A 22123-nucleotide genomic window follows, 5' to 3' on the forward strand; every position below is an offset into this window, starting at 1 on the left:
GCCCCTTTCGGCCCGGGCCCCTGCGCCCCTGGGACCCTCACAGGCGCCCGGACCGTACGATGGCCCACAGCAGCGCCGCCGTGGCGAGGGCCAGGAGCCCGACGCCCACCTCCAGGAAGGGGAACCGCAGGACGGGTTCGCTCCGACCCAGCAGCGCCCCCGCCACCACCAGCGCCGCCATCAGAATCGTAAAGGAAAGCAGGAGCACGCTGAAGGCCAGCCGGTTAACGAGCCGGCTCAGGCCCTGGTGCAGCTCCGCGCGTTCCACCACCTCGACCTTGAAGACGGGGCGGCCCGCCCGGGCTGCGGCCAGCAGGGCGTGGAGCTGGACGGGCAGGTCCAGCAGGGGCTCGGCCCGTTCCTCCCACCGGTCCAGCCAGCGCCGGCCCACCTCCGCGGGCGAGAGATACTGGCGCAGGAGGCGTCGACCCAGGGGGCGCGCGAGATCGAGGACCGACAGCGCAGGATCGATGGCCCGCACGACCCCTTGCAGGGACAGCAGGGTCTTGCCCACCAGGGCGAGATCGGCGGGCACGCGCACGCGGTGCCGCCGCAAGAGGTCGAAGAACACCGGCAGCAGCTCGGCCAGGTCCAGCTGGCCCACCGGTACGTCCAGGTACCGGTCCAGCAACAGCTCCAGATCCCGGCGCAGCCGACGCCGGTCGGCGTCGGGCGGGATGGTCGCCACCCCCTCGACGGCCGCCAGCAGCGCCCCCGCGTCCCTGCGCCACAGGGCCACCACCGCCGCCGCCAGCTGGCGCCGGGTGGTGCGGTCCAGCTGACCGGCGACGCCGAAGTCGACGAGCCCGATGCGACCGCCAGGTAGCAAGAGGATGTTCCCGGGGTGCGGGTCGGCGTGGAAGAAGCCGGTCCGGAAGAGGGGGTCGAGCACGGCGTCCACCACGGTCCGCGCCACGCGACGGGCCGCGTCGGGCGACAAGGCGTCCAGCTCCAGCAGCTTGGTCCCCTCGAGGCGCTCCAGGGTCAGCACCCGGGGCGTGGTGTACTCCCAGATCACCGCGGGGATGCGCACGTCGGGCCGGCCCGCCAGGGCCCGGGCCAGGCGCTGGGCATTGCGGCCCTCGCCCACGAAGTCCAGCTCCGCCCGCAGGCTCGCCGCCAGCTCGGCGGCGATGTCGCGGAACGGGTAGAACGCCGCCCAGGGGCTGTAACGCTCGGCCAGGTCCGCCAGGTCCATGAGCAGCGCCAGGTCCGCCTCGATGGTGCGGCGGATCCCGGGCCGCTGAACCTTCACCACCACCGGGCGGCCGTCGGGCAGCTGGGCCGCGTGGACCTGGCCGATGGACGCGGCCGCCAGCGGGCGCGGCTCGAACCGGGCGAAGAGCTGGTGGATCGGCCGGCCCAGCTCCCGCTCGATCTGGGCCGCCGCCTCCTCGTAGGGGAACGGCGGCACCCGGTCCTGCAACCGCTCCAGCTCCCGCAACACGTCCGGCGGCACGAGGTCGGGGCGGGTGCTGAGCACCTGGCCGAGCTTGACGAAGGTGGGCCCGAGCTCCTCCAGCGCCCGCCGCAGATGGAGGCCCAGGTTGCGCTCCCGATCCCAGGCAGCGGGACCGGCCCGAGGGCCGGGAGGCGGCCCACCGGGGGGCGGGGACGGCGCTGCCGCCAGCTGCGACGACCGGCCGCCCGGGCCACCCGCTGCCCCGGCGGCGCCGCTCTCGACCGGGCCGCCGGCCGCGGGCCCCTCACCCGCGGCGGAACCCAGCGCCTGGGCAGCCCCTGCAGGGTCCCGCCCGCCAGCGGCGGCGTCCCGCGTCGGGTGGGCGGGCATCTCCAGGGGAGGGGCGCCGCTCGGCCCGGGACGACGTCGGCTGAGCCATCCCCACGGTCGCGGCCGGCCGAGGCGCGGCAGGCCCGCCTGTTCCACCAGCGCCGTCAGGCCGTGGCGCGCCAGGACGGTGGCGATCTCGCGGTATCGCCGCAGGTGACGCAACCGCTGGTAACGGTGATAACGGCCCGTGGCCGCCACGCCGATCCCCCCTTCCCCCCGCGCGGCGCTCCGCGCGGCGCTCCGCGCCCGCGCCCATGGGAGAGCCTGCACCTCTGGGTGAGGCTGTCACCCCGGGACCATTGTAAACGGCCGGGCGGTCCGGGAGCCGACGGCGCCGGCCTCCGGCGGGCCTCAGCCCGCCGGGACCAGGTCCAGGTACCAGAAGCCGTCGCGCCACACCCGCCGGCCCCGGCGGAAGGCGACGGGCCGGCCGAAGCCGGGGCCGTCGTAGACGAAGGTGTGGAACTCGCCCCGTTCGCCGCACGGGTCGACCCCACGGGGCAGGTCGGCGAGGAACTGGCGGTCGTACTCCCGCCCCAGCCACTCCGGCCCCAGGTGGCGCGGGTCGACGCAGACCACCACGGCGCGCAGGCCCGCCGCCACCGCCCCCAGGGCCAGGGCCGCGGGATCCTCCCCCCACAGGGGGAAGAGCGGGCGGAGGCCGGCCCGGGCCATCTGCTGCTCCCGATAGGCACGGACGTCCGCCAGGTAGAGGTCCCCGAAGGCCACCGCACCGATGCCGCGGCGCGCCAGCTCCGCCAGCGTCCGCGCCATGCGGCGCTCGTACTCGGCGTTGGAGCAGGGCTGGGGCAGCGGCACCTCCCACAGGGGGAGGCCCAGGGAACGGGCCTGGGCCGCGATCAGCTCCCGGCGCACGCCGTGCATGCTGATGCGGCCGTTGGTCTCGTTGAAGGTGGCCAGCAGCCCCGCCACCCGCACCCGCGGGTCGGCCGCCAGGCGGGCCAGGGCCAGGGTGGAGTCCTTGCCCCCGCTCCAGCTCAGGGCCACGGGAGGAACGCGGCGGCGCCCCGCCGGGTCGGCCGGCGCAGCGCCCGCCCCTTGCGGATGGCGGCCCGGCCCGCGCCCATGGGCCATCCCGCCTGGACGCCCACCGCCTTCCTGCCCGGTCGCAGGCCCCCTCCCGGCATCCCAGCGCTGCCGGGGAGCGGCGGCCTGCCCACGCCGGCCTCCTCGTTCCTCCGCGACCGCAGAGGGCGCGGCCTGGTCCCCTCGGCCCACCTCCGCGTGGTCCATTCGGCCCACCTCCCTTCGTCCCGGCGACCCGGCAGGCACGGTGCGCGAGGGCCGGCCCTCCCATCGGGCAGGGCCCGGTCCGTCGGGGGATGGGGCGTCCTCGCCTGGGGCACCCGGGAGGCGCGGTGGGCTACGCCCCGGCGACGCCCAGCCACCCCGCAAAGGCGACGGCGTAGAGGAGGGCGCCCTCGGCCAGCTCCTCCACCGGGATGAACTCGCCCGGGGCGTGGGCCAGGTCCGGGCGGCCCGGACCGAAGATCACCGTGGGAATGCCCGCGCGCACCAGGTAGCGCATGTCGGTCACCGCCACCGTGCCGGCCTCCGGGGGGTCCTGACCCGTCACCGCGCGAACCGCCGCCCGCACCACCTGGACCACGGCGGCGTCCTCCGGCGTCTCCGCGGGCTCCGCCCAGCGCCAGCGGGTGATGGTGGCGGTCACGCCCGGATGCCGCCGCAGCACCTCGCCGATCAGCGCCTCCACCTCCCGGCGCACCCCCTCCTCCGTCTCGCCCGGCACCGCCCGCCGGTCGACCACCAGGTCACACCGCTCCGGCACCCGGTTCGGGCTGTCGCCGCCGCGGATGCGCCCGACGACGGCAGTGGGCGGCCCCAGGAGCGGGTGGAAGACGTCCCCCACGTGCTCCTCGAGGGCCAGCACCAGGCGGGCGGCCGCGGCCACGGCGCTGGCGCCCAGGTGCGGCGTCGCCGCGTGGGCCGGCCGCCCCCGGAGTCGCAGGTGGATCCACGCCGCGCCCCGCTGGGCCCGGACCAGGTGCAGGCGGGTCGGCTCGCCCACGATGGCCCCGTCCGCCCGCAGCAGGCCACGGCGGGCGAGCCAGCCCGCCCCGTGGCGACCCATGGCCTCCTCGTCGGCGACCAACGCCAGGACCAGGGTGCCCCGCCGCGGGCCACCCAGTCGGGCCAGGGCAGCGGCGGCGCCCAGGGCCGCGGCGACCGGTCCCTTCATGTCCACCGCCCCGCGGCCGTAGAGGCGCCCGCCGTCGAGGACCGCCGCGAAGGGCGGGTGGGGCCAGGCGCTGGGGTCGCCGGCCGCCACCACGTCCAGGTGCCCGCACCACAGCAGGGTCGGTCCCGGCTCCGCACCGGGGCGGCGGGCGATCACGTTGACCCGACCCGGCCGCGGTTCGTAGGTGGTCACCGCGAAGCCGTGGCGCTCCAGCCACGGGATCGCCACGGCGGCCGCCCGGGCCTCGCGGCCCGGCGGGTTGACCGTGACGGCGCGGATCAGGTCGCGGGCCAGGTCGACCACCGCCTCCCGGGGAAGGGCCGCGGCCAGTCGCGGGACCAGGGCGGCCAGGCCGTCGGTTGGCCCACCGCCGGCCGCCGGGGGTCTCCCCGATCCTGCGGTCGGCCCGTCGCCGGCTACCTCCGTGGGCCCTGCGCCGCCGGTGCCCTCGCCGCAGGGCTGGGGCACCGCCGGCGGGATGCCCCTGGCCGGCGGGAACCCGCTGGTCGGCATGGACCTCACCTCTCCGTTCCACGGCTCCGCAGCCGCCGGGACGCGGGCCGCGGCGGGCTGCGGGAGACGGCTGCAGCGGCGGTGCTGCGCAGCGGAGGCTGCTACCGGTGGCGACCGCGCTGCGGCTCGCCGTTCGGGGACATGGGCAGCGGCGCCTGCTGCGCCGCGGAGACTGCTACAATGGGGACCGCGGATCGCGGGACCCGGAGGCGCATCCCGGGCCGCCCCCGCGCCGGGGCGGCGGTGGCCCCCGCCCGCGGGGCCCGGTCCCACGGAGAGGAGGACGCCCGTGCGCACCGCGCCGGCCCGCCGCGGGCTGCCAGCCTGGGACGAGGGGCTGGCGGCGCCCGCCATCCCCGATCACCTCGCCATCCACGATAACGCTCTCGCGGACGCCGTGCTCGACGTCCGCCAGCCCTTCGGCCCCGGGCGCGGGACGTCCGCCGCCGCCTGCCCGCCTGGAGTCGCGCCGGTCGACCCGGCGGGGGACGCGGCCGGGCCGGTTCGTCCGGAAGAACCCGGCCCAGGGGCGGGGCCCGCCCCGGCCCACGGCCCGGCAGGGGTCGCGGCCGACCGCCGTCCCCTGCGGATCGGCATCAGCTGCTACCCCTCCTCGGGGGGCAGCGGCGTGGTGGCCACCGAACTCGGCCACCAGCTGGCCGCCCGCGGCCACCAGGTGCACTTCATCAGCCACGACGTACCCTTCCGCCTGGACCTGACGCGGCCCGGGATCCACTTCCACCCGGTGGAGGTGCCGTCGTACCCGCTCTTCACCTACCCGCCCTACGACCTGGCCCTGGCGAACCAGATGGCCGCCGTGGCCGAGACGTGGGGGTTGGACCTGCTCCACGTCCACTACGCGATCCCCCACGCCACCGCCGCGTACCTGGCGCGGGCCATGCTGGGCCCCGGCCGCCCCCTGCGGGTGGTGACGACGCTGCACGGCACGGACATCACGCTGCTGGGCACCCACCCCTCCTTCCAGCGCATCGTCGAGTTCAGCATCAACCGGTCCGACGCGGTGACGGTGGTCTCCCACCACCTGCGGGAGGCGACGCTGGCCGCCTTCCGGGTGGAGCGGCCGCTGGAGGTGATCCCCAACTTCGTGGATCCCGCGGTCTTCCACCCGCCCCTCCACCGGGACGACCCGGCCCTGCGTCGCGGCCTGGCCGAGCCGGGCGAACGGGTCCTGGTCCACGTGTCCAACTTCCGCCCGGCCAAGGACGCCCCCACGGTGATCGCGGTCTTCGCCCGGGTCTGCCGGGAGGTGCCGGCGCGGCTCCTGCTGGTGGGCCACGGTCCCGACGTCGACCGCTGCGCCCACATGGCGCGCCAGCTGGGCATCGCCGACCGCGTGCGCTTCCTGGGCGAACACGCCGACGTGGCGCGGCTGCTGGCGGCCGCCGACCTGTTCCTGCTGCCGTCGCGGCAGGAGGCCTTCGGCCTCGCGGCCCTTGAGGCCATGGCCTGCGGCGTGCCCGTCGTCGCCGCCCGCACCGGCGGGCTGCCCGAGGTGGTCGAACACGGCAGGACCGGCTATCTGCTGCCGCCGGGCGACGTGGAAGGCATGGCGCGCTGCGCCCTCGAGCTGCTGCGGGATCCCGACCGGCACGCCGCCTTCGCCCGGGCGGCCGCCGAGACGGCCCGGCGCCGGTTCGCGGCGGAGGCCATCGTCCCGCGGTACGAGGCGCTCTATCGCCGCCTGCTCGCCACCGCGCCCGCGAACGCCACCCCGGGGCCGGGGGGCACCGCCCCTTCCCCGGGGGACGGCGCCCCCTCGCCGGGGAGGGTCGCCGCAGGGACGGACACCCCTTCTGTTCCGGGCCGCGATGTGAGATAATAGCACCATCCTGGTAGCTAGGAGGCGTGGCATGGCGGAAGCATACACGGTCGGCGACATCGTCGAGGGCACGGTGGACGGGATCACCGGATTCGGTGCCTTCGTCAAGCTGCCCGATGGGCGGACCGGCCTGGTCCACATCTCGGAGGTCGCCCACGGGTGGGTCGAGAACGTCAGCGACCACCTGTCGGTGGGCGACACGGTGAAGGTGAAGATCCTGCGCATCGACGAGGCCAACAACAAGATCGCCCTGTCCATCAAGGCGACCCAGCCGGCACCCCCCGACGGCGGGCGCCGGCCGCGGCGCGACAATCGCGACTTCGAGCGGAAGTTGGCGGACTTCCTCAAGCAGTCCGAGAAGAAGCTCCGGGATGCCCGCCTGGAGCGCTGGTAGGCCCACCCGCACCCCGGGCCACCGGCCATGGCGCCGGCGGCCCCTTTGTTTTCACGCCCCACGTCGCTGCGCGGAGGCGCGCCGACGGCTCCAGCGCGGCAGCGGCGTATGCGGTGGCCGCCCCCGTCCCCGTCCCGCGACCGGCCGGGCCCGGCGGGCCGGGCCCCCGCGGTCCGATGGGTTCGCCGGGTTTTGAGCCCGTCCCCCGCCGCATAGCCATGGTGGCGTGAAGAGGGGACGGGATCGGCATGGGCGGCATCCTGGGCTCCACCCTCTGGCTGACGGCCGGCAACCTGGCCAACCGCTCGCTGGGGCTCCTCTACCGCCTGCTGCTTGCGCGCCTCCTGGATCCCGCCCGGCTGGGCCTCTTCCAGTTGGCCATGTCCCTCTACTTCTCCCTCCTGACCCCCGTGGTCGCAGGGCTGCCCGACGCGGTGGCCCGGGTCACCGCGCGCAGCGCGGGCCACCCGCTGCTGCCGCGGGTCATCGCCCGCACGGCGACGCTGGCGGTGCTCGGCGTGGCCGTGCCGGCCCTGGTGCTGCTCGGGACCGGCTGGACGCCGCCCGGCCCCGGCTGGGACGAGGCGCGCCGGGCCGTCCCCCTGGCGCTCTTCCTGCCGGCCGTCGCCCTGGCCGCGGCCTCGGCGGTGCTGCGCGGCCAGTTCCTGGGCGACGGCCGCGCCGCATGGATCGTGGTGGCCCAGCTGGTGGAGCAGCTGGTGCGGGTCGGCGCCCTCTTCCTGGCGGTCCGCCCCGGGTTCGTCCTCCCCTGGTCACCCCTGGGGTTCCTGGTCGGCCTCCTGGTGGCCGGGGAGGCGGTGGGCTTCCTCGCCACCGCCCTCGCCCACCAGGCGGTGCGCGCCCCGGCCACCCGCCCGCGCCCGACGGCTCCCGACGCGGCCGCCTCCGCGACCCCGCGAGGACCGGCCGCCGACGGGCCCCCGCGCCTAGGAGAGGTGCTGGGTCTCGCAGCCCCTGCCACCGTGGAACGCATCCTCCTCTCGGCGGGACGGCTGGTGGAGGCGACCCTGGTGCCCACCCGGCTGGTCCAGGTGGGCCTCACCCTCGACCAGGCGCTGGCGGTCTACGGCGAGCTGGGGAGCCTGGCCGCGCCCCTGCTGCTGCTCCCCACCGTCTTCAGCGGCGCCCTGGCCGCCGCCATCGTCCCCGCCGTCGCCCAGGCGGAGACCGATCCCGCGCGCCTGCGCCAGCAGGTGCGGCGCGCGGTGGCCGTGGCGCTGCACCTCGGGGTGCTGGCTGCCGTGCTCTTCCACCGGGAGGGCGCGACCCTGGCGGCCCTGCTCTTCCCAGGGGCCGTGGGCGGCGACTACCCCGGCGCCGGCCACCTGATCCACTGGGTGGCACCGGCGGCGCTGCTACTCTACACCGACCAGGTGGCGGCGGCGGTGATGCGCGGCCTCGGCCGGCCGCTGGAGCCCATGCTGGTCGACCTGACCTCGGCGGCCGTGCGCGTGGCGGTGATCGCGGGGGGCATCCGGCCGGCGATGGACCCCGAGGCGGCGGTACGGGTGGTGTGCCTGTCCCTGGTGGCCGACGTGGCCGTGGCGGGATGCGGCAACCTGGCCTGTGCCCTGTGGCGCACGGGGACGCGGCCGGACCTGGTCGGTTGGATCGTGCTCCCCGCCTGCGCCGGCGTGGCCGCCCTGGGCATCCTCGACGGCGTCGGTCCGCTGCTGGGCGCGGCGCTGCCCGGCCGCCTCCTCACCTGGACGGCGGCTGCCCTGGCGGTGGCGGCCATCGCCTGGGTCGCTGCGGCCCCCGCCCGACCGGGGCGGCCCCCCGTGCGGGCGTGACCCCGGAGGGACGCCGACCGCCTGGGCCCGGGGGGCGTCGCCCGCCTGGGTGACGCGGACGCGCGCCGGGCGACCGGGAGGCGCTGCGCGGCACCAGGTCGCGCGCCGGGCGACCGGGACGGGCTCCGCGTAACCAGGACGCGCGCGGGGCGACCGGGACGCGCTCCGCGGAACCCCGTCGCGCGCGACTGGGAGGCCCCGGGACCCGACGGTGTCCTGAGGGGCCGGACGGGGGGCGGGGGGCGGCGGGCCTCGCCACCGGCCGGGTGCGGCCGCGGAGCGCATCGCCTTGCGGGGCGCGAAGGGATCGCTCCCCCACGTGACAAGGGGCCCCCGTGCACCAGGGTGCGCGAGGCCATCTTCACCGCCACGGGGACGCCGAGGTCGCCCTCACGCCACGCCGGGCCCTCGGGGCTCGTGAGGATCCGGACGTGCACCCCCGGCCCTGCCGCAGGGCATGGATCCGGTCGACCGATGGCGAACTTAACGGCGGTGGTTCCAGGTGGTGGGGACCGCCAACACCGCTACCGGGGGTGAAGGGCGTGCGCGTGGCGCTGATCGCCCACGACAAGAAGAAGCCGGAGCTGCTGGAGTTCGTCCGCCGCTATCGGGACGTCCTGGCCCAGCACGAGCTGGTGGCCACAGGAACCACGGGGCGCATGGTCGCCGAGGCCACGGGCCTGCCGGTCCACTGCTTCCTGTCGGGGCCCCTGGGCGGCGACCAGCAGATCGGGAGCGAGATCGCCGCCGGCCGCATCGACGTGGTCTTCTTCCTGCGCGACCCCCTGACGGCCCATCCCCACGAGCCCGACGTCTCCGCGCTGCTCCGCCTCTGCGACGTCCACAACCTGCCCATCGCGACGAACCTGGGCACGGCCGAGGCGGTCATGGCTCACCTCGCGCGGATGAGCGCGGCCCGTGCCGACGAACAACGGCAAGGAGGCGGGGACCGAAGCCCCCGCCTCGGGGTGTCCTGAGTCGAGTCCGGCCGTCGGGCCCAGGCCGTGCGGTCACGACCTGCGGCCGGCGCCGGTCGCCGTCAGGTTCCCCGTTACCGGGTCTGCTGGCCGGGGATCTGCTGGCTCACCGGCGGCAGGGTGCCCTGCTGCGCCAGCTGTTGCTCGGCCAGCGCGATCATCCGCCGCACCATGTGACCGCCCACGGCGCCCGTCAGACGGGTGGGCATGTCACCCCAGTAGCCGTCCTGGGGAACCTGAATGCCGAGCTCCTGCGCCACCTCATACTTGAAGCGGTCCAGCGCCGGCTCCGCACCGCGGAACAGGGCGCGGTTCCGCTGCTGACCCTGGGCCATCGTCGCACCTCCTTCGCGGCTTCCTAGAGGGCCGTCGTTGCCCGAGGCAGTCATAGCATGAGGACGCCCCACCGCCTTCATGCTGCCAAGCTCAGGGTCCTGCGCCGGCATCCGGTCCCCCCGCCCACTTCGTGACGGGCCCCACCGCGCGCAGCGACGAGGACGAACCGGCGACGCCGCCGGCGCGCGACGGCCGCCCTGGGACATGCAGGCATGCAGGCGGGCGTGCAGGCGAGGCGCGAGGCCGCGGGTGCGGCGAAGCCTTCGCTCCGCGATGGTTGGAAGGGTGTGGAAAACCTGCAGGAATCGTTGCGCTGCCCTGCAAAGTTGCATGGGCGGTTGCCAAGGGGCTATAGTACAATACCTTTGCGACGAAGCGCGAAGGGCGGCTTCCGCCGAATCCCGCTAAGGAGGCAGCGTCCGTGAGCAATGAGCTCACCTGGGTGGTAGGCGGCCAGCAGGGCGAGGGCATCGACACGACGGGCGAGATCCTGGCGTCGGCGCTGAACCGCCTCGGCTATCATATCTTCGGTTATCGGACCTTCGGGTCCCGGATCAAAGGCGGTCACACCAACTATCGCGTTCGCATCGCGCAGCGGCCGGTCTACGGCATCGCCCCCCAGATCGACGTCCTCGTCGCCTTCGACCAGGATACCATCAATCGCCTCGCCGGTGAGATGGCCCGGGGAGGCGTCGTCGTCTTTAACGGCAAGGGCGGCCGCGGCAAGCTGCCGCCGGGCGTCCGGGACGTCCGTCTGGTGGAGGTCCCGATGCTCGAGCTGGCCCGCGAGCTAGGGAACCCCATCATGAAGAACATGGTCGGCGTCGGCGTCTCGGCGGCGCTCCTCGGCCTTGCCGTCGAGGACATCGAGCCCGTCGTCGACGAGCGCTTCGCCGGAAAGGGCGGCAAGCTGGTCGAGGCCAACAAGGCCGCGTTGCGCCGCGGCTACGAGGCGGCCCTGGCCGCGCTGGGCGAGACGGGCGACCGCCTGCGCCTGGGTCCGGCCGACGGCCGGCGGCGGTACCTCATGACCGGCGACGAGGCGGCGGCCTTCGGCGCCCTGGTGGCAGGCTGCCGTCTGGTGGCGGCCTACCCGATCACCCCCGCCTCCGAGATCATGCACTGGATGGTGAAGAAGCTGCCCCAGTACGGCGGTGTCGTCGTCCAGGCGGAGGACGAGATCGCGGCCATCAGCACGGTGATCGGCGCGGGCTACGCCGGCGTGCGCGCCATGACCTCCACGTCGGGGCCGGGCTTCTCCCTGATGCAGGAGGCCATCGGCTACGCCGGCATGATCGAGGCGCCGTGCGTCATCGTCAACGTCCAGCGCGCAGGTCCGAGCACGGGCATGCCCACCAAGCACGAGCAGTCGGACCTGTTCGAGATGGTGATGGGCTCCCACGGCGACCTGCCGCGGATCGTGCTGGCGCCGGTGACCATCGAGGACTGCTTCTACGCCGCCGTCGACGCGTTCAACCTGGCGGATCGCTACCAGACGCCGGTGGTCCTGGCCATGGACCTGGCGCTGGGGTTGAGCAAGCAGACGGTCGACGACATCGACTTCAGCCGGGTGCGCATCGATCGCGGCGAGATCGCCGTGCCCGACGACCTCAACTGGGACGGCGGCGACTTCAAGCGCTACCGGTTCACCGAGACCGGCATCTCGCCCCGGTCGCTGCCCGGCATGCCCGGAGGCCTGCACCTGGCGACGGGCCTGGAACACGACGAGACCGGCCACATCACGGAAGACCGCGGCAATCGGGTGCGGATGATGCAGAAGCGCCTGCGCAAGTTCGCCGCGGTGAACGGGATCGAGACCGTGCGCTACGAAGGGCCCGAGCACCCCGACGTGCTGCTGGTGGGCTGGGGCGCCAGCTACGGAGCCCTGCGCGAGGCGCGGGAGGCGCTGGGCGCGCAGGGGCTGTCGGTCGGTCACGCCCACATCCGCCTGCTGGCGCCGTTCCCCGTGGCGGCGGTGGCGGACCTGCTCGGCCGCGCGAAGCACGTCTTCGTGGCGGAGAACAACGCCCTCGGCCAGCTGGCGGCGCTGATCCGCCAGCACGTGGACAGCGCGGACAAGGCGCGGCTGCGGACCATCAACAAGTACGACGGCACCCTCTTCCTCCCGGGTGAGATCGTCGAGCCGGTCCTGGAGGCGGTCTCGCCCCTGGCCACCGCGGCCAAGGAGGTCGGATGAGCGATGGCGACGGTCGTCCGTACGCCCAAGGACTACCGGACCAACGCGGCACCGTGGTGGTGCCCCGGCTGCGGCGACTTCGGCGTGCTGCGCGCCCTGCAGGAAGCCGCCGCAAAGCTGAACCTGGCGCCGGAGAACGTGGTCCTGGTGGCGGGCATCGGCTGCTCGGGCAAGATCGGCGACTACTTCCGCTCCTACAGCGTCCACACGGTCCACGGGCGCACCATGCCCGTGGCCATGGGCATCAAGCTGGCCAACCGCAACCTGACGGTGATCGCAGCCGGCGGCGACGGCGACGGCTACGGCATCGGGCTGAACCACTTCATCCACGCGGTGCGCCGGAACATCGACATCACCTACATCGTGATGGACAACCACATCTACGGGCTGACCAAGGGGCAGTTCTCGCCCACCAGCGCCCAGGGGTTCAAGACCACCTCGTCCCCGGCGGGGACCGCCGATCGCCCCGTCAAGCCGCTGCAGCTGGCGCTGGCGGCGGGGGTCACCTACCTGGCCCAGGCCTTCTCGTCCTACCCGGACCACATGGCGGAGATCATCGCCGAGGCCATCCAGCACAAGGGCTTCTCGCTGGTGAACTGCATCAGCCCGTGCGTCACCTACAACAAGGTGAACACCTACGACTTCTACAAGGAGAACCTGGTCAACCTGGACGAGGACCCGGACTACGACCCGCGCAACTACGACCTGGCCGTGGACACGGTGCGCAAGTACGACGAGCTGGTGATCGGGCGCATCTACATCGACGACAGCCAGCCCACCTACCAGGATCTGTTGCCGGGCTACGCCGAGGAGCCGCTGGTCCACGCTCGGCTGGAGTACGAGCCGGAGCACTGGCGGGCGATCCTGAAGGAGTTCGCGTGAGCGCGGCCCGGCCGGCGGCGGTCCCGCGCGATCTGGCCACGGAGCGCGGCGGCGGGTCCGGGGCGTTGACGACGCCTGTCCAGCGGCGGTCCAGCGGTCGGACGGCTGCGGAGCGCGCGGGACGGCGGTGACGCGCGGCCCGCGACGCGCAGGGTCCCGAAGCGCCGGGGAGGGGACGGAGCGCGGGGCACGAACCGCGGCCGGGACGGCCGCGAGGGCCCGGGGCCTCCACGAAGGGCTCCGGGCGCGCGCGGCCCAGGACCCGGACGGCCGGCGGTCCGGGAGGGCCAGCACGCCCGAAGGCCCGGGCCGTCGCCGAAGCCCACGGGAGGGGCACGGCCAGGTCGGCCGCGACGTCCGGGACGTCGACCGGGCCCGCGGGACACGGCCAGGTCGGCGGGGACGTCTGCGGCGTCGAGCAAGCCCACGGGACGGGCCCGTCCACTTGGCCGCGCCCCGGAGACGGCGACGAGGCGCCCGGCACCGGGACGGACGGGTCGGTACCAACAGGGGCTGCGACAGGCGGTGAGCACCCCGCGGCGACGGTCGCCCCGCGGGGCGACCGTCGCCGCGTCGGCCGCGCGGGGGTCCCGGTCGCCGCGGCGACCGGGACCCCCGCCCATGTGGGCGGCCGCCGTCTGGCACCTCTCCACGGGCCGTCCACGGGGCCGACGAGGCGCCGACCGCGGCCGCCCGCCGGCATCGCTCGACGAGGCCGCCCACCGCGGCCGGCGGGCCGTCCCCGGGGTTGACCGGCCGTCCACGTCGGCCCTCCGACGCCTCGCGGCGCCGCCCTCGCGGTTCGCCGCCGCCCGGAGGCATGGCGCCCGTCCGTCGGGTACAATACGAGCGGACCGCAGGGACGAGGGGCGCCCCGTCGAACCGCATCGGGGCGCAGCACGCGCGCCGCGCGCCGACGCGAACCGTGGCTCGCCCGGGGCGCGGCCGCCGCGGCCCGGGCGAGGGAGGTGCCGGCCATGCCGGTCCACACCCTGGACGACCTCCAGAGCTACCTCGACCACGCGCGACGCAAGGTCCTCGGGCTGGCCGACAGGGTGCCGCGGGAGCTCTGGAGGTGGCGGCCGGCTCCCGATCGCTGGTCGGTGCTGGACAACCTGGAGCACCTCGTGCTGACGGAGCGCTTCTGCGGCGATCTCCTGGAGCGGATGCTGGAGCGGGCGCGCCGCGAGGGGCGCATGAGCCGCGGCCTGCCCATCCGGTGGGTCGACGCCCGGCCGGTCATGCTCGACGCCGAGGGCAAGACCTACACCGCCCCCGTCTGGGCCGAGCCCCGCGGACGCTGGGACGAGCAGGAGGTGGCGGAGGAGCTGGCCGCCTCCAGGCAGCGGCTGGAGGCGATCCTCCGGGACCTCCCCCGGTATGACGTGGAGCGGGTGATCGAACCCCACCCCCTCTACGGCTGGCCCTTCAACGCCGCCCAGTGGGTCCACTTCGTGGGCCTGCACGAGAACGTCCACGCCCGCCAGCTGGAGCGCATCGCACGGCCCTGGGCCGAGGCCGGCCCAGGGCAGCGGGATCGTCCCGCGCGGTAGGCATGGCCCAGGGCGGTCGCCGCCCCAGGCCCCCGGGGTGCGGCCCCAGGCCCCCGGGGTGCGCGCCACGGTCGCCGCCCCGGCCCTCGACGATGCGCAGCACACAGCGGGCACCCCCAGGGCCCCGGGGTGCGCGCGCCGGTTCTCGCCTTCCCCAGCATGCTCCCCGCCGGGAATGGGCGGCGTGCCACGGCACCGCGCTCCGCCGACCCGGAGCGCGCCAGCGCTGCGCGCCAGGCCCCATCCCCTGGTGTGCCCCGGGCCGGCACGGGTTCCGGCCCGGCAGCCTTACGCCGCCCGCCTCTCCCCGGACGTCCGGCGTCGCGACGGGCATCGCGCCGCGCAACCCGGCGGCGCGGCCCTACTGGGCCCGCGGCTCCCCAGGGTCGCCGCGCGCTGCCCGGTGCGCTTGCGGCCCGCCGGGGCGGGGTTCGCCGGCGGGCCCCGCCCCGCCGGCGAACCAGGCCCATTGCGGGGTCAACCAGGGGGCCAGGGCACCGGCCACGGCCATCGCCCACAGCTGGGTGCGGTCGATCAGCCCGCGGGTGAACAGCCCCACGGCGCCCGGGCCGCGGCCGATGCCGGGCTGTCCGCTGAGCCGCTCCAGCAGCGGCCCCAGCTCCTCCCCCGCCAGGACACCCCGGACCACCGGCGGCGGCAACGGCATGCGCAAGCTCCACGCCACGCTCTCGTGGCCGTTCCGGTCGCGGGCGCAGCCGGCGCTGAGCAGGTAGCCCTCCCGGTCCACCCCGCCCTCCAGGCCGATGGCCAGGTCGGCGTCGGGCTCGGCCGCCAGGGCGTTGCGCGCCCGCTGCCGCGCCCCGGCCTCGGTCTCGGCGGCGCCCACGGGCTGGGCCGCGACCCCGCTGGGCACCGCGCGGGCGACGACCTGCGTCCCCGGCCACGCCGCCTGCACGATCCGCCGCACGGCCTCCACCTTGGTGGGGTTCGTCGACCCCACCACCACCCGGCGCGGTGCGGCCGGTTCGTCCAAGGGCGATCCCTCCCACGCTTGGGCTGCTCCGGCCCTGGGTGCGCGGGCATCCCCTGGGGCGCTGGCGGCGGCCCGGACCGGAGCCACCATGGCGCGGGTCCCGCCCGCCCTGGCCGCGCCGGCGTCGCTTGGGGTGCCGGACCCCGCCGCACCGGGCCCCTGGCGCATGGCGGATGGTGGCCGCGCGTTCCCCGTCGGCCTCGAGGCGGTCCGGAGGGTCCCGCTGCCGGAGGGTCCCGCTGCCGCACGCCCGCCCACCGCAGCCGACCATCGGCCGCCCCCAGGCGCCCTCCGACCCCCGGCGTCCTTCACGGCCCCCCGCCGCACCGGGTCAGTCGTCATCCAGGGAGATCAACCCGTGGCGGATGGCGTACTTGGTCAGCTCCACCGCGTCATGCAGGTCCAGCTTCTCCATGATGTTGGAGCGGTGGGCCTGGACGGTCTTGATGCTGATGAAGAGCCGGTCGGCGATCTCCTGGTTCGTCAGTCCCTGGGCGATGAGCGTCAGCACCTCGGTCTCCCGTTCGGTCAGGCCGTCGACGCGGCGCGGTCGGCCGGTGGGAGCCTCCTTCGGTCGGCGGCCGGCGCCGCTGACCACCTTGGCGGCGACGTCGGGGTGGAGGATGGTGTGCCCCTGCACCACCGCCCGCAGCGCCGAGACCAGCTCCGTCGCCGCCGAGCGCTTGAGCACGTAACCCGCCGCGCCCGCCTCCAGGATCGGGAAGATGTACTCCTCGTTGTCGTGCATGGAGAGGATCAGGACGCGGGTCTCCGGTCGCTCCTTGAGGATGGCCCGGGTCGCCTCGATGCCGTTCATGCCCGGCATGCCGATGTCCAGCAGCACCACGTCCGGCCGGAGGCGGCGAGCGAGCTCCACCGCCTCCCGGCCGTCGGCGGCCTCGCCGACCACCGCGATGTCCGGCTGGGCCTCGAGCAGGGTGCGGATGCCGTCCCGCAGGATGGCGTGGTCGTCGGCGACCAGCACCCGGATGGGGCGCGGCCCGCCTCCCTCGCCCCCGCTCCCTCCCGCGGCGGGTGACGTCCCCCCGGAGGCGGGGCCGGCGGCACCCCCCGCCGCGGCCTGGGCGACCTGTGTCCGCGGACGGTCCGCAGCGCCGGCGCCATCGCCCGGCGACCTCGGGCGCCCACCGGGACCGGCCGCCGCGCCAGCCGACGCCGCCAGTGCGGCGGCGGCCCCCGGCGTCCGCGGCGCCGCCGCGTTCGTCCGCGACATGTCAACGTCCCCGCGGAGCCCCCCGCGCCCGCTCCCGTTGATCTCAGGCATGACCCATGGCCGCCTCCTCCCTGCTGGTGCCCTCTTCCGTCGCCTCCGTGGCGCCGTCCAGTGGGATCCACACCCGCAGCCGCGTCCCCTGGCCGGGCCGAGAGTGCAGCTCCATGCGGCCTCCCACCAGGGCGGCCCGCTCCCGCATGCCGAAGAGGCCCAGACCCCGCCCGGGGTCGGGGCCCACGCCGGGGACCACCTGCCGCGGGTTGAACCCGACGCCGTTGTCGCGGACCTCGGCGGAGACGCCGCCGGGCTCCCGGCGCAGCAGCACCTGGGCCCGGGTGGCGCGGGAGTGCTTGAGGATGTTGGTCAGCGCCTCCTGGATGATGCGGAAGAGGGCGGTCTCGATCTCGTCCCGCAGCCGACCGTCGAAGCCGTCGGCCACCAGCTCGACGTCGATGCCCGCCGGTTCCAGCACGTTCTGCACGTACCAACGGACCGCCGGCACCAGGCCGAGGTCGTCGAGGATGGTCGGCCGGAGGTCGAAGGTCAGCCGGCGGATCTCCTCCAGGGTGTCGCTGGTCAACCGGCGGATGAACTCCAGCTTGCGGGTGACGTCCTCGGGCGCCTGATCCCCCAGCCGCTCCCGAAGCAGGTCCAGGTGGATCAGCAGCGAGGTCAGCACTTGGCTGGTCTGGTCGTGCAGCTCGCGGGCGATGCGCTTGCGCTCGTCCTCCAGGGCGCGCAACACCTGGGACGCCGTCGCCCGGCGGTAGTCGTCCAGCCGGTCCAGCATCTCGTTGAAGATCGCGCCCATGGCCGCCACGTCGGGGTCGCCGACGATGGCCGGCGCCCGAGCGTGGAACTGGCCGGCGCGGACGTCGTCCATGATCTCGCGCAGGCGGAACAGGGGGAGGAAGGCCACCCGCAGGATGACCCAGTTGATGCCCAGGCTCACCGCCAGCCCGACGGCCAGGAAGACCATGATCACCACCGTCAAGGCCTGGTCCTGGAGCCATCGTTGGACCAGCGGGAGCTGGCGAACGTGGACGGCCAGGGCCGCGGCGCCCACGCCCGTGACCACCAGCAACACCGCGTTGGCGATGAGCACCTTCTGAAAGATGTTCAGCCGGTTGTGGATGGCATAGATCCAGCGCATCCGCGCAGCCTCGCCCATGGCGGGGCCATGATACGCGCCGGCGCACCCTCCGTCCATCGGGCCCGGGGCCGGGTGCCCCCCGTCCGGTCGCCGGCCGGCATCGGATGCCCCCCCGGTCGCCCCCGGTCCCCAACCGATGGCGCGACGGCGCGCGGTGGCGCCGGCCTCCGGCCTCCCTCGCCGCCCCGGCCCCTCCGTCGCACCGGGCTCCGGGCCGGCGAGCCGCGGCCGATCCGATCCTGCCGGACCGCGGCCCCACGTCCGACGCAGATCCCGCCACCGCCAGCATACGGCCGGCCGCGCGGTCCTTCAAGGCAAAGGCCGGTACGGGCCGTCGTCACGGCAACGCCCGGTACGGGCCGCTCCCTGAAGCGCCCCCGACACCACCAGCGGCTGACGACCACCGAACCGGGCGCGCACCGCCCCCGCCGCCGGCGGGGTGCCCGACGGCCTCGACGGCGCCGGAGCCGCGAAGCCTCCCGCCCCCTGCCCGCCGGCCGCCCAGCGCCCGGGCGGTCTCCCGGCCGTCACCCGCCGACGCCCCGCAGCAGGGCCGCATAGGTCACGACGCCCACCACCACCGTCAGCGCCATGCTGCGGGTCGCCAGGGCCACCACCGCCGCAGGCAGGGCGGCCGCCAGCCGCGGCCCGAGGCCCGCCGGCGGCTGACCCCAGGTGCTGGCCAGGTCCGGGGCGACCAGCGCCGCCATGACCGCGATCCCCACGTAGCGCAGGGCGCCTTCGACGGCGCGCGGGAGCCGGACCCGGCTGAGCCCGAGCAGCGGCAGGCACCGCGGCAGGTACGTGACGAGCCCCATCAGGAGGAAGGCCCCGAGCAGCGACTCGCGCACCGTTCCATCCCCACCCCCACCGCACTGCCGACCAGCGCCGCCGCCAGGACGCGCCAGTGGGTCCAGCCCAGGGCGCCCACGGCCAGGGACACGCCGGCCGCCACCGCGGCCACCACCAGGCCGCGCCCGGCTCGGTCACCCAGCTGGAGCGCGATCAGGGCCAGGAACATGGCTGGGAGCGCATAGTCGAGTCCCCAGGCGCCCAGCCCCTCCAGGGCGCCGCCGATCGCCGCGCCCAGCCACGACGCCGCACACCAGGAACCGTATGCCGCCACCTCGAGGCCCATCAGGTAAGGCCAGGGCCGCGGGACCCGGTCCAGCGTGGCCTGGGCGACGGCGAACACCTCGTCGGTGAGACCGAAGGCCGCCACGGCCAGCCGCCCCCAGCGTCGCTCACCCAGGCGCGGGGCCAGGGCGGCGCCGAACAGCACGTGCCGCAGGTTGATCAAGAAGGTGGTGGCCACCAGGGCCGCAGGGGCCGCCCCCGCCGCCACCATGCCCGCGGCGGCGAATTGCGCAGACCCGGCGAAGACCACCAGCGACATGGCCAGCGCCTCGGCCGGCGTCAGGCCTGCCTGCACCGCCACCACGCCGAAGGCAAGGCCGATGGGGAGATAGCCGGCCACGATGGGGAGGCCCGCCCAGAGACCCCGGGCAAAGGCGCGCGTCGCCTCGGCCTCAGCCCATGCCGGCCGGCGCAGGGCGCTCCACGCCCCCGGTCGTCCCTCGCTCCGCTCCGCCCCCCGCTCCATGGCGGCTCGACGCTCCACTCGCCCAAGTTCGCTACGCATGGGATAGGGATACCACGCCCGTCCGGCCCTTCCTCCCGCTAGGCTGCGACACCGGCCCCACCAGGCTGCGACACCGGCCCGGCGGGCCCGGCCGATGCCGCCCCGCCGGAGGTGCCCGGGTCCATCGGCTCCCCGGGTGGCGATGCGGGCCGCAGCCGGACCCGTGCCCACCACCCGCCCGGGCGGGCCGGTTCGTCCACCGCCCCTCGCCGGGGCGGGGGCCGCGAAGCAGCGCCTCGCCGCCGTGTCCCGACCCCGAAGTCCGGTGCCGTCGGCAGGGACGGTCCCATGGCGACGCCCCGGGCGAGCCTCGGCCGCCTCGCGACGGAGTCACCGGGTGATGGATGCTATACTGGAAGCGAAGCCGCAAGCGGAGCCCGCATGGACGCGCCATGGGCGTCCCGGGAGAGGGGAGCGGCGATGGTGGAGTGCCCCGACTTCCCCGCGGAGGAACTGGCCGCCGTGGAGGCCCGTCTCGGCCGCCCCCGTACCATGGCATGGCAGGGCGAGGTGGGGCCGGAGGAGCTGGCGCTGGTGCGATCCAGCACGCGGCGCGGCCGGCATCACGATCTGACCTTCTTCGCCTTCGATCCCGCGGGACGCGTGGCCGCCATCCGCAAGCCGTCCTTCCCCCCAGGCGTCTACCGGGCGCCCAGCGGCGGCGCACGCCCGGGCGAGCCGTTGCTCGACGGCCTGCGCCGCGAGGCGTGGGAGGAGACCGGGCTGGACATCGAACCGACGTGCTACCTCCTGCGCGTCCGCGCTCGCTTCACGTGCGGCGAGCAGTGGGAAGACTGGGTCAGCCACGTCTTCGTGGCCCGCACCGCCTCGACGCGACTGGATCCCCAGGACCGCCGGGAGATCGCCGAGGCGCGCTTCGTCACCGTGGAGGAACTGGCGGGCCCCATCCGCCAGCGCATGTTGGCCACCGGCCGCGGCCTCTTCCGCTACCGGGTGGCCCTCACCGACGCGACCCTGGCGGCCCTGGCCCAGAGTGGCTGCCTCGCCGACCCCCCGGGAGCGTGATGGCTGCCGGTGTCCCCCTCCTCGCCGCCATCGAACCGCGCCACCGCGCCCTCCCTCCCCGCACCCGCCGAGCTGGTGCGGGCGGTGCTGCGCGACGCCGTGTGGCGGGAGGCGTGGCGCTTCCTGCGCCGCCACCTGGACCGCTATGTCGAGGAGATCGTCACCGTGACCCAGGTGCCGGCGCCCCCCTTCGGCGAGGAGCCGCGGGCCCGCTACGTGGCGCAGCGCCTCGAGGCGCTGGGCCTGGCCGTGCACCGGGACCCGGCGGGCAACGTGTGGGCCCCCTGGCCGCCTCCCGCGCCGGCGCCCGCGCTCGGCGCCCCGCCACCGGTGGTCATCTCCGCCCACCTGGACACGGTCTTCCCCGCGGGCACGCCGCTGACCGTCCGCCGTCAGGGACGCCGCCTCTACGCCCCCGGCATCGGCGACAACTCGACGTCCGTGGCGTGCCTCCTGCTCCTGGCCGAGGCACTGGGCACGGCGGGGTGGGCGCCCCGGGTGCCGGTGGTGTGGCTCTTCAACACCGGCGAGGAGGGCCTCGGCAACCTCCGCGGGATGCGGGCCTTCCTGGACGGCTGCGCCGTCCCGCCGGCGGCCATGCTGGTGCTGGACGGCGGGCTGGGCATGCTGTGCTACCGCGGGGTGGGCAGCCGGCGTCTGCGGGTGACCTTCACCGGCCCGGGTGGCCACAGCTGGAAGGACTTCGGGCAGCCCAGCGCCATCGTCGCCGCCGGCCGGGCCTTGGCTCGGCTGGCCGACCTGCCGGTGCCGGCGGCGCCGCGCACCACCTGGAACGCAGGGCGCATCGAGGGCGGGACGTCGGTCAACGCCATCGCCGCCACCTGCCGCCTGGAGCTGGACCTGCGCTCCGAGGACGGCGGGGCGCTGGCGGAACTGGAGCGGGCGATCCGCCACGCCCTCCAGGCCGCCGCCGAGGACGAGGGGACGGCGCTCACGGTGGAGGTGATCGGCGACCGCCCGCAAGGGGCCCTCCCCGCGGACCACCCGCTGGTGGAGCTGGTGCGGGCGGCCATGCGCGCCAGCGGCGTGCCGGCCCACGACCTGCCGGCCAGCACCGACGCCAACCTCCCCCTGAGCCGGGGGATCCCGGCCGTCACCTTCGGCGTCCGGCACGGCGACGGGGCCCACACCGTGGACGAGTACATCGACCGGGCGGGGCTCGACCGGGGCCTGCGCCTCGCCCTGCTGGCCCTGCTGGCCACCGTCCGCTGGGTGGAGGCCATCCACGGCGTCGTGGGACCCGGCCGCCCCGCCGCCCACCGGCCCACGGGTCCGCGCCCCCGCCGCCCGGACACCCCGGTGCCCGGCGACGCCCGCGGGCGCGAGCCGCCGGCGAGCGACGCGGCCAGCCCGTCGCCGTTCCCCAACCCCGACGCGCGCCAACCGTCGCCAGATCCGGGCGCCCCCTCGCCGCCCGGCGGCCCCGATGGGCGCGAGGCGGCGTCGCCGCCCCGCGTGGGACGGGGACGGCCGGGGGAACAATAGGGCCGAGCCCACGGGCGGCCGCGGCCGAAGGCCGCCCGGGAGGAGGCCT

General features: G+C 75.8%; 18 protein-coding genes. 9 read left to right on the forward strand and 9 right to left on the reverse strand.

What is annotated here, in order from left to right; genetic code table 11:
- Positions 1–37: 37 nt before the first annotated feature.
- The 3 genes from Q5761_RS06905 to Q5761_RS06915 all read right to left on the reverse strand — a co-directional run bounded on the left by Q5761_RS06905 (position 38) and on the right by Q5761_RS06915 (position 4526).
- Positions 38–1990, reverse strand: coding sequence for an AarF/ABC1/UbiB kinase family protein (locus Q5761_RS06905; RefSeq protein ID WP_318749995.1), 1953 nt, complete (start codon positions 1988–1990; stop codon positions 38–40).
- A gap of 153 nt (positions 1991–2143) precedes the next feature.
- A complete protein-coding gene (locus tag Q5761_RS06910) occupies positions 2144–2887 on the reverse strand; it encodes a diphthine--ammonia ligase (protein ID WP_318749996.1) in 744 nt (247 codons plus the stop codon).
- Between the two features lie 289 nt (positions 2888–3176).
- Positions 3177–4526 carry an ArgE/DapE family deacylase gene (locus Q5761_RS06915; RefSeq protein WP_318749997.1) on the reverse strand — a complete coding sequence of 450 codons (1350 nt, stop codon included), beginning with the start codon at positions 4524–4526 and terminating at the stop codon, positions 3177–3179.
- 289 nt (positions 4527–4815) lie between these two features.
- On the opposite strand from Q5761_RS06915, the gene bshA reads away from it, so the two are divergent.
- The 4 genes from bshA to Q5761_RS06935 all read left to right on the forward strand — a co-directional run bounded on the left by bshA (position 4816) and on the right by Q5761_RS06935 (position 9551).
- Positions 4816–6366: an N-acetyl-alpha-D-glucosaminyl L-malate synthase BshA gene (gene bshA / locus Q5761_RS06920; protein ID WP_318749998.1), complete on the forward strand. Its 1551-nt coding sequence runs from the start codon at positions 4816–4818 to the stop codon at positions 6364–6366.
- Positions 6367–6397: 31 nt separating this feature from the next.
- Positions 6398–6760: a S1 RNA-binding domain-containing protein gene (locus Q5761_RS06925; RefSeq protein WP_135225600.1), complete on the forward strand. Its 363-nt coding sequence runs from the start codon at positions 6398–6400 to the stop codon at positions 6758–6760.
- A 248-nt stretch (positions 6761–7008) separates the two neighbouring features.
- Positions 7009–8574 (forward strand): oligosaccharide flippase family protein, encoded by a 1566-nt coding sequence (locus tag Q5761_RS06930; RefSeq protein ID WP_318749999.1) that lies wholly within the window; start codon positions 7009–7011, stop codon positions 8572–8574.
- Positions 8575–9116: 542 nt separating this feature from the next.
- A complete protein-coding gene (locus Q5761_RS06935; protein WP_135225602.1) occupies positions 9117–9551 on the forward strand; it encodes a methylglyoxal synthase in 435 nt (144 codons plus the stop codon).
- Between the two features lie 74 nt (positions 9552–9625).
- Here the strand turns inward: Q5761_RS06935 and Q5761_RS06940 are convergent, their stop codons facing one another.
- Positions 9626–9886 carry an alpha/beta-type small acid-soluble spore protein gene (locus tag Q5761_RS06940; RefSeq protein ID WP_135225603.1) on the reverse strand — a complete coding sequence of 87 codons (261 nt, stop codon included), beginning with the start codon at positions 9884–9886 and terminating at the stop codon, positions 9626–9628.
- A gap of 422 nt (positions 9887–10308) precedes the next feature.
- Between Q5761_RS06940 and Q5761_RS06945 the strand changes: the two genes are divergently transcribed.
- The 3 genes from Q5761_RS06945 (at position 10309) to Q5761_RS06955 (ending at position 14519) form a co-directional block, all read left to right on the forward strand.
- Positions 10309–12084 carry a 2-oxoacid:acceptor oxidoreductase subunit alpha gene (locus tag Q5761_RS06945; RefSeq protein WP_135225604.1) on the forward strand — a complete coding sequence of 592 codons (1776 nt, stop codon included), beginning with the start codon at positions 10309–10311 and terminating at the stop codon, positions 12082–12084.
- 3 nt (positions 12085–12087) lie between these two features.
- The gene (locus tag Q5761_RS06950; RefSeq protein ID WP_318750000.1) at positions 12088–12966 is read left to right on the forward strand and encodes a 2-oxoacid:ferredoxin oxidoreductase subunit beta; all 879 of its coding nucleotides are present in this window, start codon (positions 12088–12090) and stop codon (positions 12964–12966) included.
- Positions 12967–13943: 977 nt separating this feature from the next.
- Positions 13944–14519, forward strand: a complete 576-nt coding sequence (locus Q5761_RS06955; RefSeq protein WP_318750001.1) for a DinB family protein — start codon at positions 13944–13946, stop codon at positions 14517–14519.
- Positions 14520–14880: 361 nt separating this feature from the next.
- On the opposite strand, the gene yjjX is transcribed toward Q5761_RS06955, so the two are convergent.
- The 5 genes from yjjX to Q5761_RS06980 form a co-directional block, all read right to left on the reverse strand.
- Positions 14881–15513, reverse strand: a complete 633-nt coding sequence (gene yjjX / locus Q5761_RS06960; RefSeq protein ID WP_318750002.1) for an inosine/xanthosine triphosphatase — start codon at positions 15511–15513, stop codon at positions 14881–14883.
- Positions 15514–15844: 331 nt separating this feature from the next.
- Positions 15845–16798, reverse strand: coding sequence for a response regulator transcription factor (locus tag Q5761_RS06965; protein ID WP_318750003.1), 954 nt, complete (start codon positions 16796–16798; stop codon positions 15845–15847).
- Entirely contained in the window at positions 16791–17900 is a 1110-nt protein-coding gene (locus Q5761_RS06970; protein ID WP_318750004.1) for a HAMP domain-containing sensor histidine kinase, read from the reverse strand. The genes Q5761_RS06965 and Q5761_RS06970 overlap by 8 nt, the downstream gene beginning before the upstream one ends.
- A gap of 527 nt (positions 17901–18427) precedes the next feature.
- Positions 18428–18751: an AzlD domain-containing protein gene (locus Q5761_RS06975; protein WP_318750005.1), complete on the reverse strand. Its 324-nt coding sequence runs from the start codon at positions 18749–18751 to the stop codon at positions 18428–18430.
- Entirely contained in the window at positions 18718–19503 is a 786-nt protein-coding gene (locus tag Q5761_RS06980) for an AzlC family ABC transporter permease (RefSeq protein ID WP_318750006.1), read from the reverse strand. The genes Q5761_RS06975 and Q5761_RS06980 overlap by 34 nt, the downstream gene beginning before the upstream one ends.
- 420 nt (positions 19504–19923) lie before the next feature.
- Between Q5761_RS06980 and Q5761_RS06985 the strand changes: the two genes are divergently transcribed.
- Together Q5761_RS06985 and Q5761_RS06990 are read left to right on the forward strand one after the other, a co-directional pair.
- Entirely contained in the window at positions 19924–20568 is a 645-nt protein-coding gene (locus Q5761_RS06985; RefSeq protein WP_243123345.1) for an NUDIX hydrolase, read from the forward strand.
- Between the two features lie 9 nt (positions 20569–20577).
- The gene (locus Q5761_RS06990) at positions 20578–22074 is read left to right on the forward strand and encodes a M20/M25/M40 family metallo-hydrolase (protein ID WP_318750007.1); all 1497 of its coding nucleotides are present in this window, start codon (positions 20578–20580) and stop codon (positions 22072–22074) included.
- Positions 22075–22123: the final 49 nt, after the last annotated feature.

This window comes from Thermaerobacter composti (assembly GCF_033582035.1).
Classification (GTDB): domain Bacteria; phylum Bacillota; class Sulfobacillia; order Thermaerobacterales; family Thermaerobacteraceae; genus Thermaerobacter; species Thermaerobacter composti.

Coding starts and splice junctions, on each gene's coding strand:
- Q5761_RS06910 (WP_318749996.1), bottom strand. CDS start 2,887: ATGGCCCATGGGCGCGGGCCGGGCCGCCATCCGCAAGGGGCGGGCGCT.
- Q5761_RS06915 (WP_318749997.1), bottom strand. CDS start 4,526: ATGCCGACCAGCGGGTTCCCGCCGGCCAGGGGCATCCCGCCGGCGGTG.
- Q5761_RS06925 (WP_135225600.1), top strand. CDS start 6,398: ATGGCGGAAGCATACACGGTCGGCGACATCGTCGAGGGCACGGTGGAC.
- Q5761_RS06930 (WP_318749999.1), top strand. CDS start 7,009: ATGGGCGGCATCCTGGGCTCCACCCTCTGGCTGACGGCCGGCAACCTG.
- Q5761_RS06940 (WP_135225603.1), bottom strand. CDS start 9,886: ATGGCCCAGGGTCAGCAGCGGAACCGCGCCCTGTTCCGCGGTGCGGAG.
- Q5761_RS06950 (WP_318750000.1), top strand. CDS start 12,088: ATGGCGACGGTCGTCCGTACGCCCAAGGACTACCGGACCAACGCGGCA.
- Q5761_RS06955 (WP_318750001.1), top strand. CDS start 13,944: ATGCCGGTCCACACCCTGGACGACCTCCAGAGCTACCTCGACCACGCG.
- Q5761_RS06965 (WP_318750003.1), bottom strand. CDS start 16,798: ATGCCTGAGATCAACGGGAGCGGGCGCGGGGGGCTCCGCGGGGACGTT.
- Q5761_RS06970 (WP_318750004.1), bottom strand. CDS start 17,900: ATGCGCTGGATCTATGCCATCCACAACCGGCTGAACATCTTTCAGAAG.
- Q5761_RS06980 (WP_318750006.1), bottom strand. CDS start 19,503: ATGGAGCGGGGGGCGGAGCGGAGCGAGGGACGACCGGGGGCGTGGAGC.
- Q5761_RS06985 (WP_243123345.1), top strand. CDS start 19,924: ATGGACGCGCCATGGGCGTCCCGGGAGAGGGGAGCGGCGATGGTGGAG.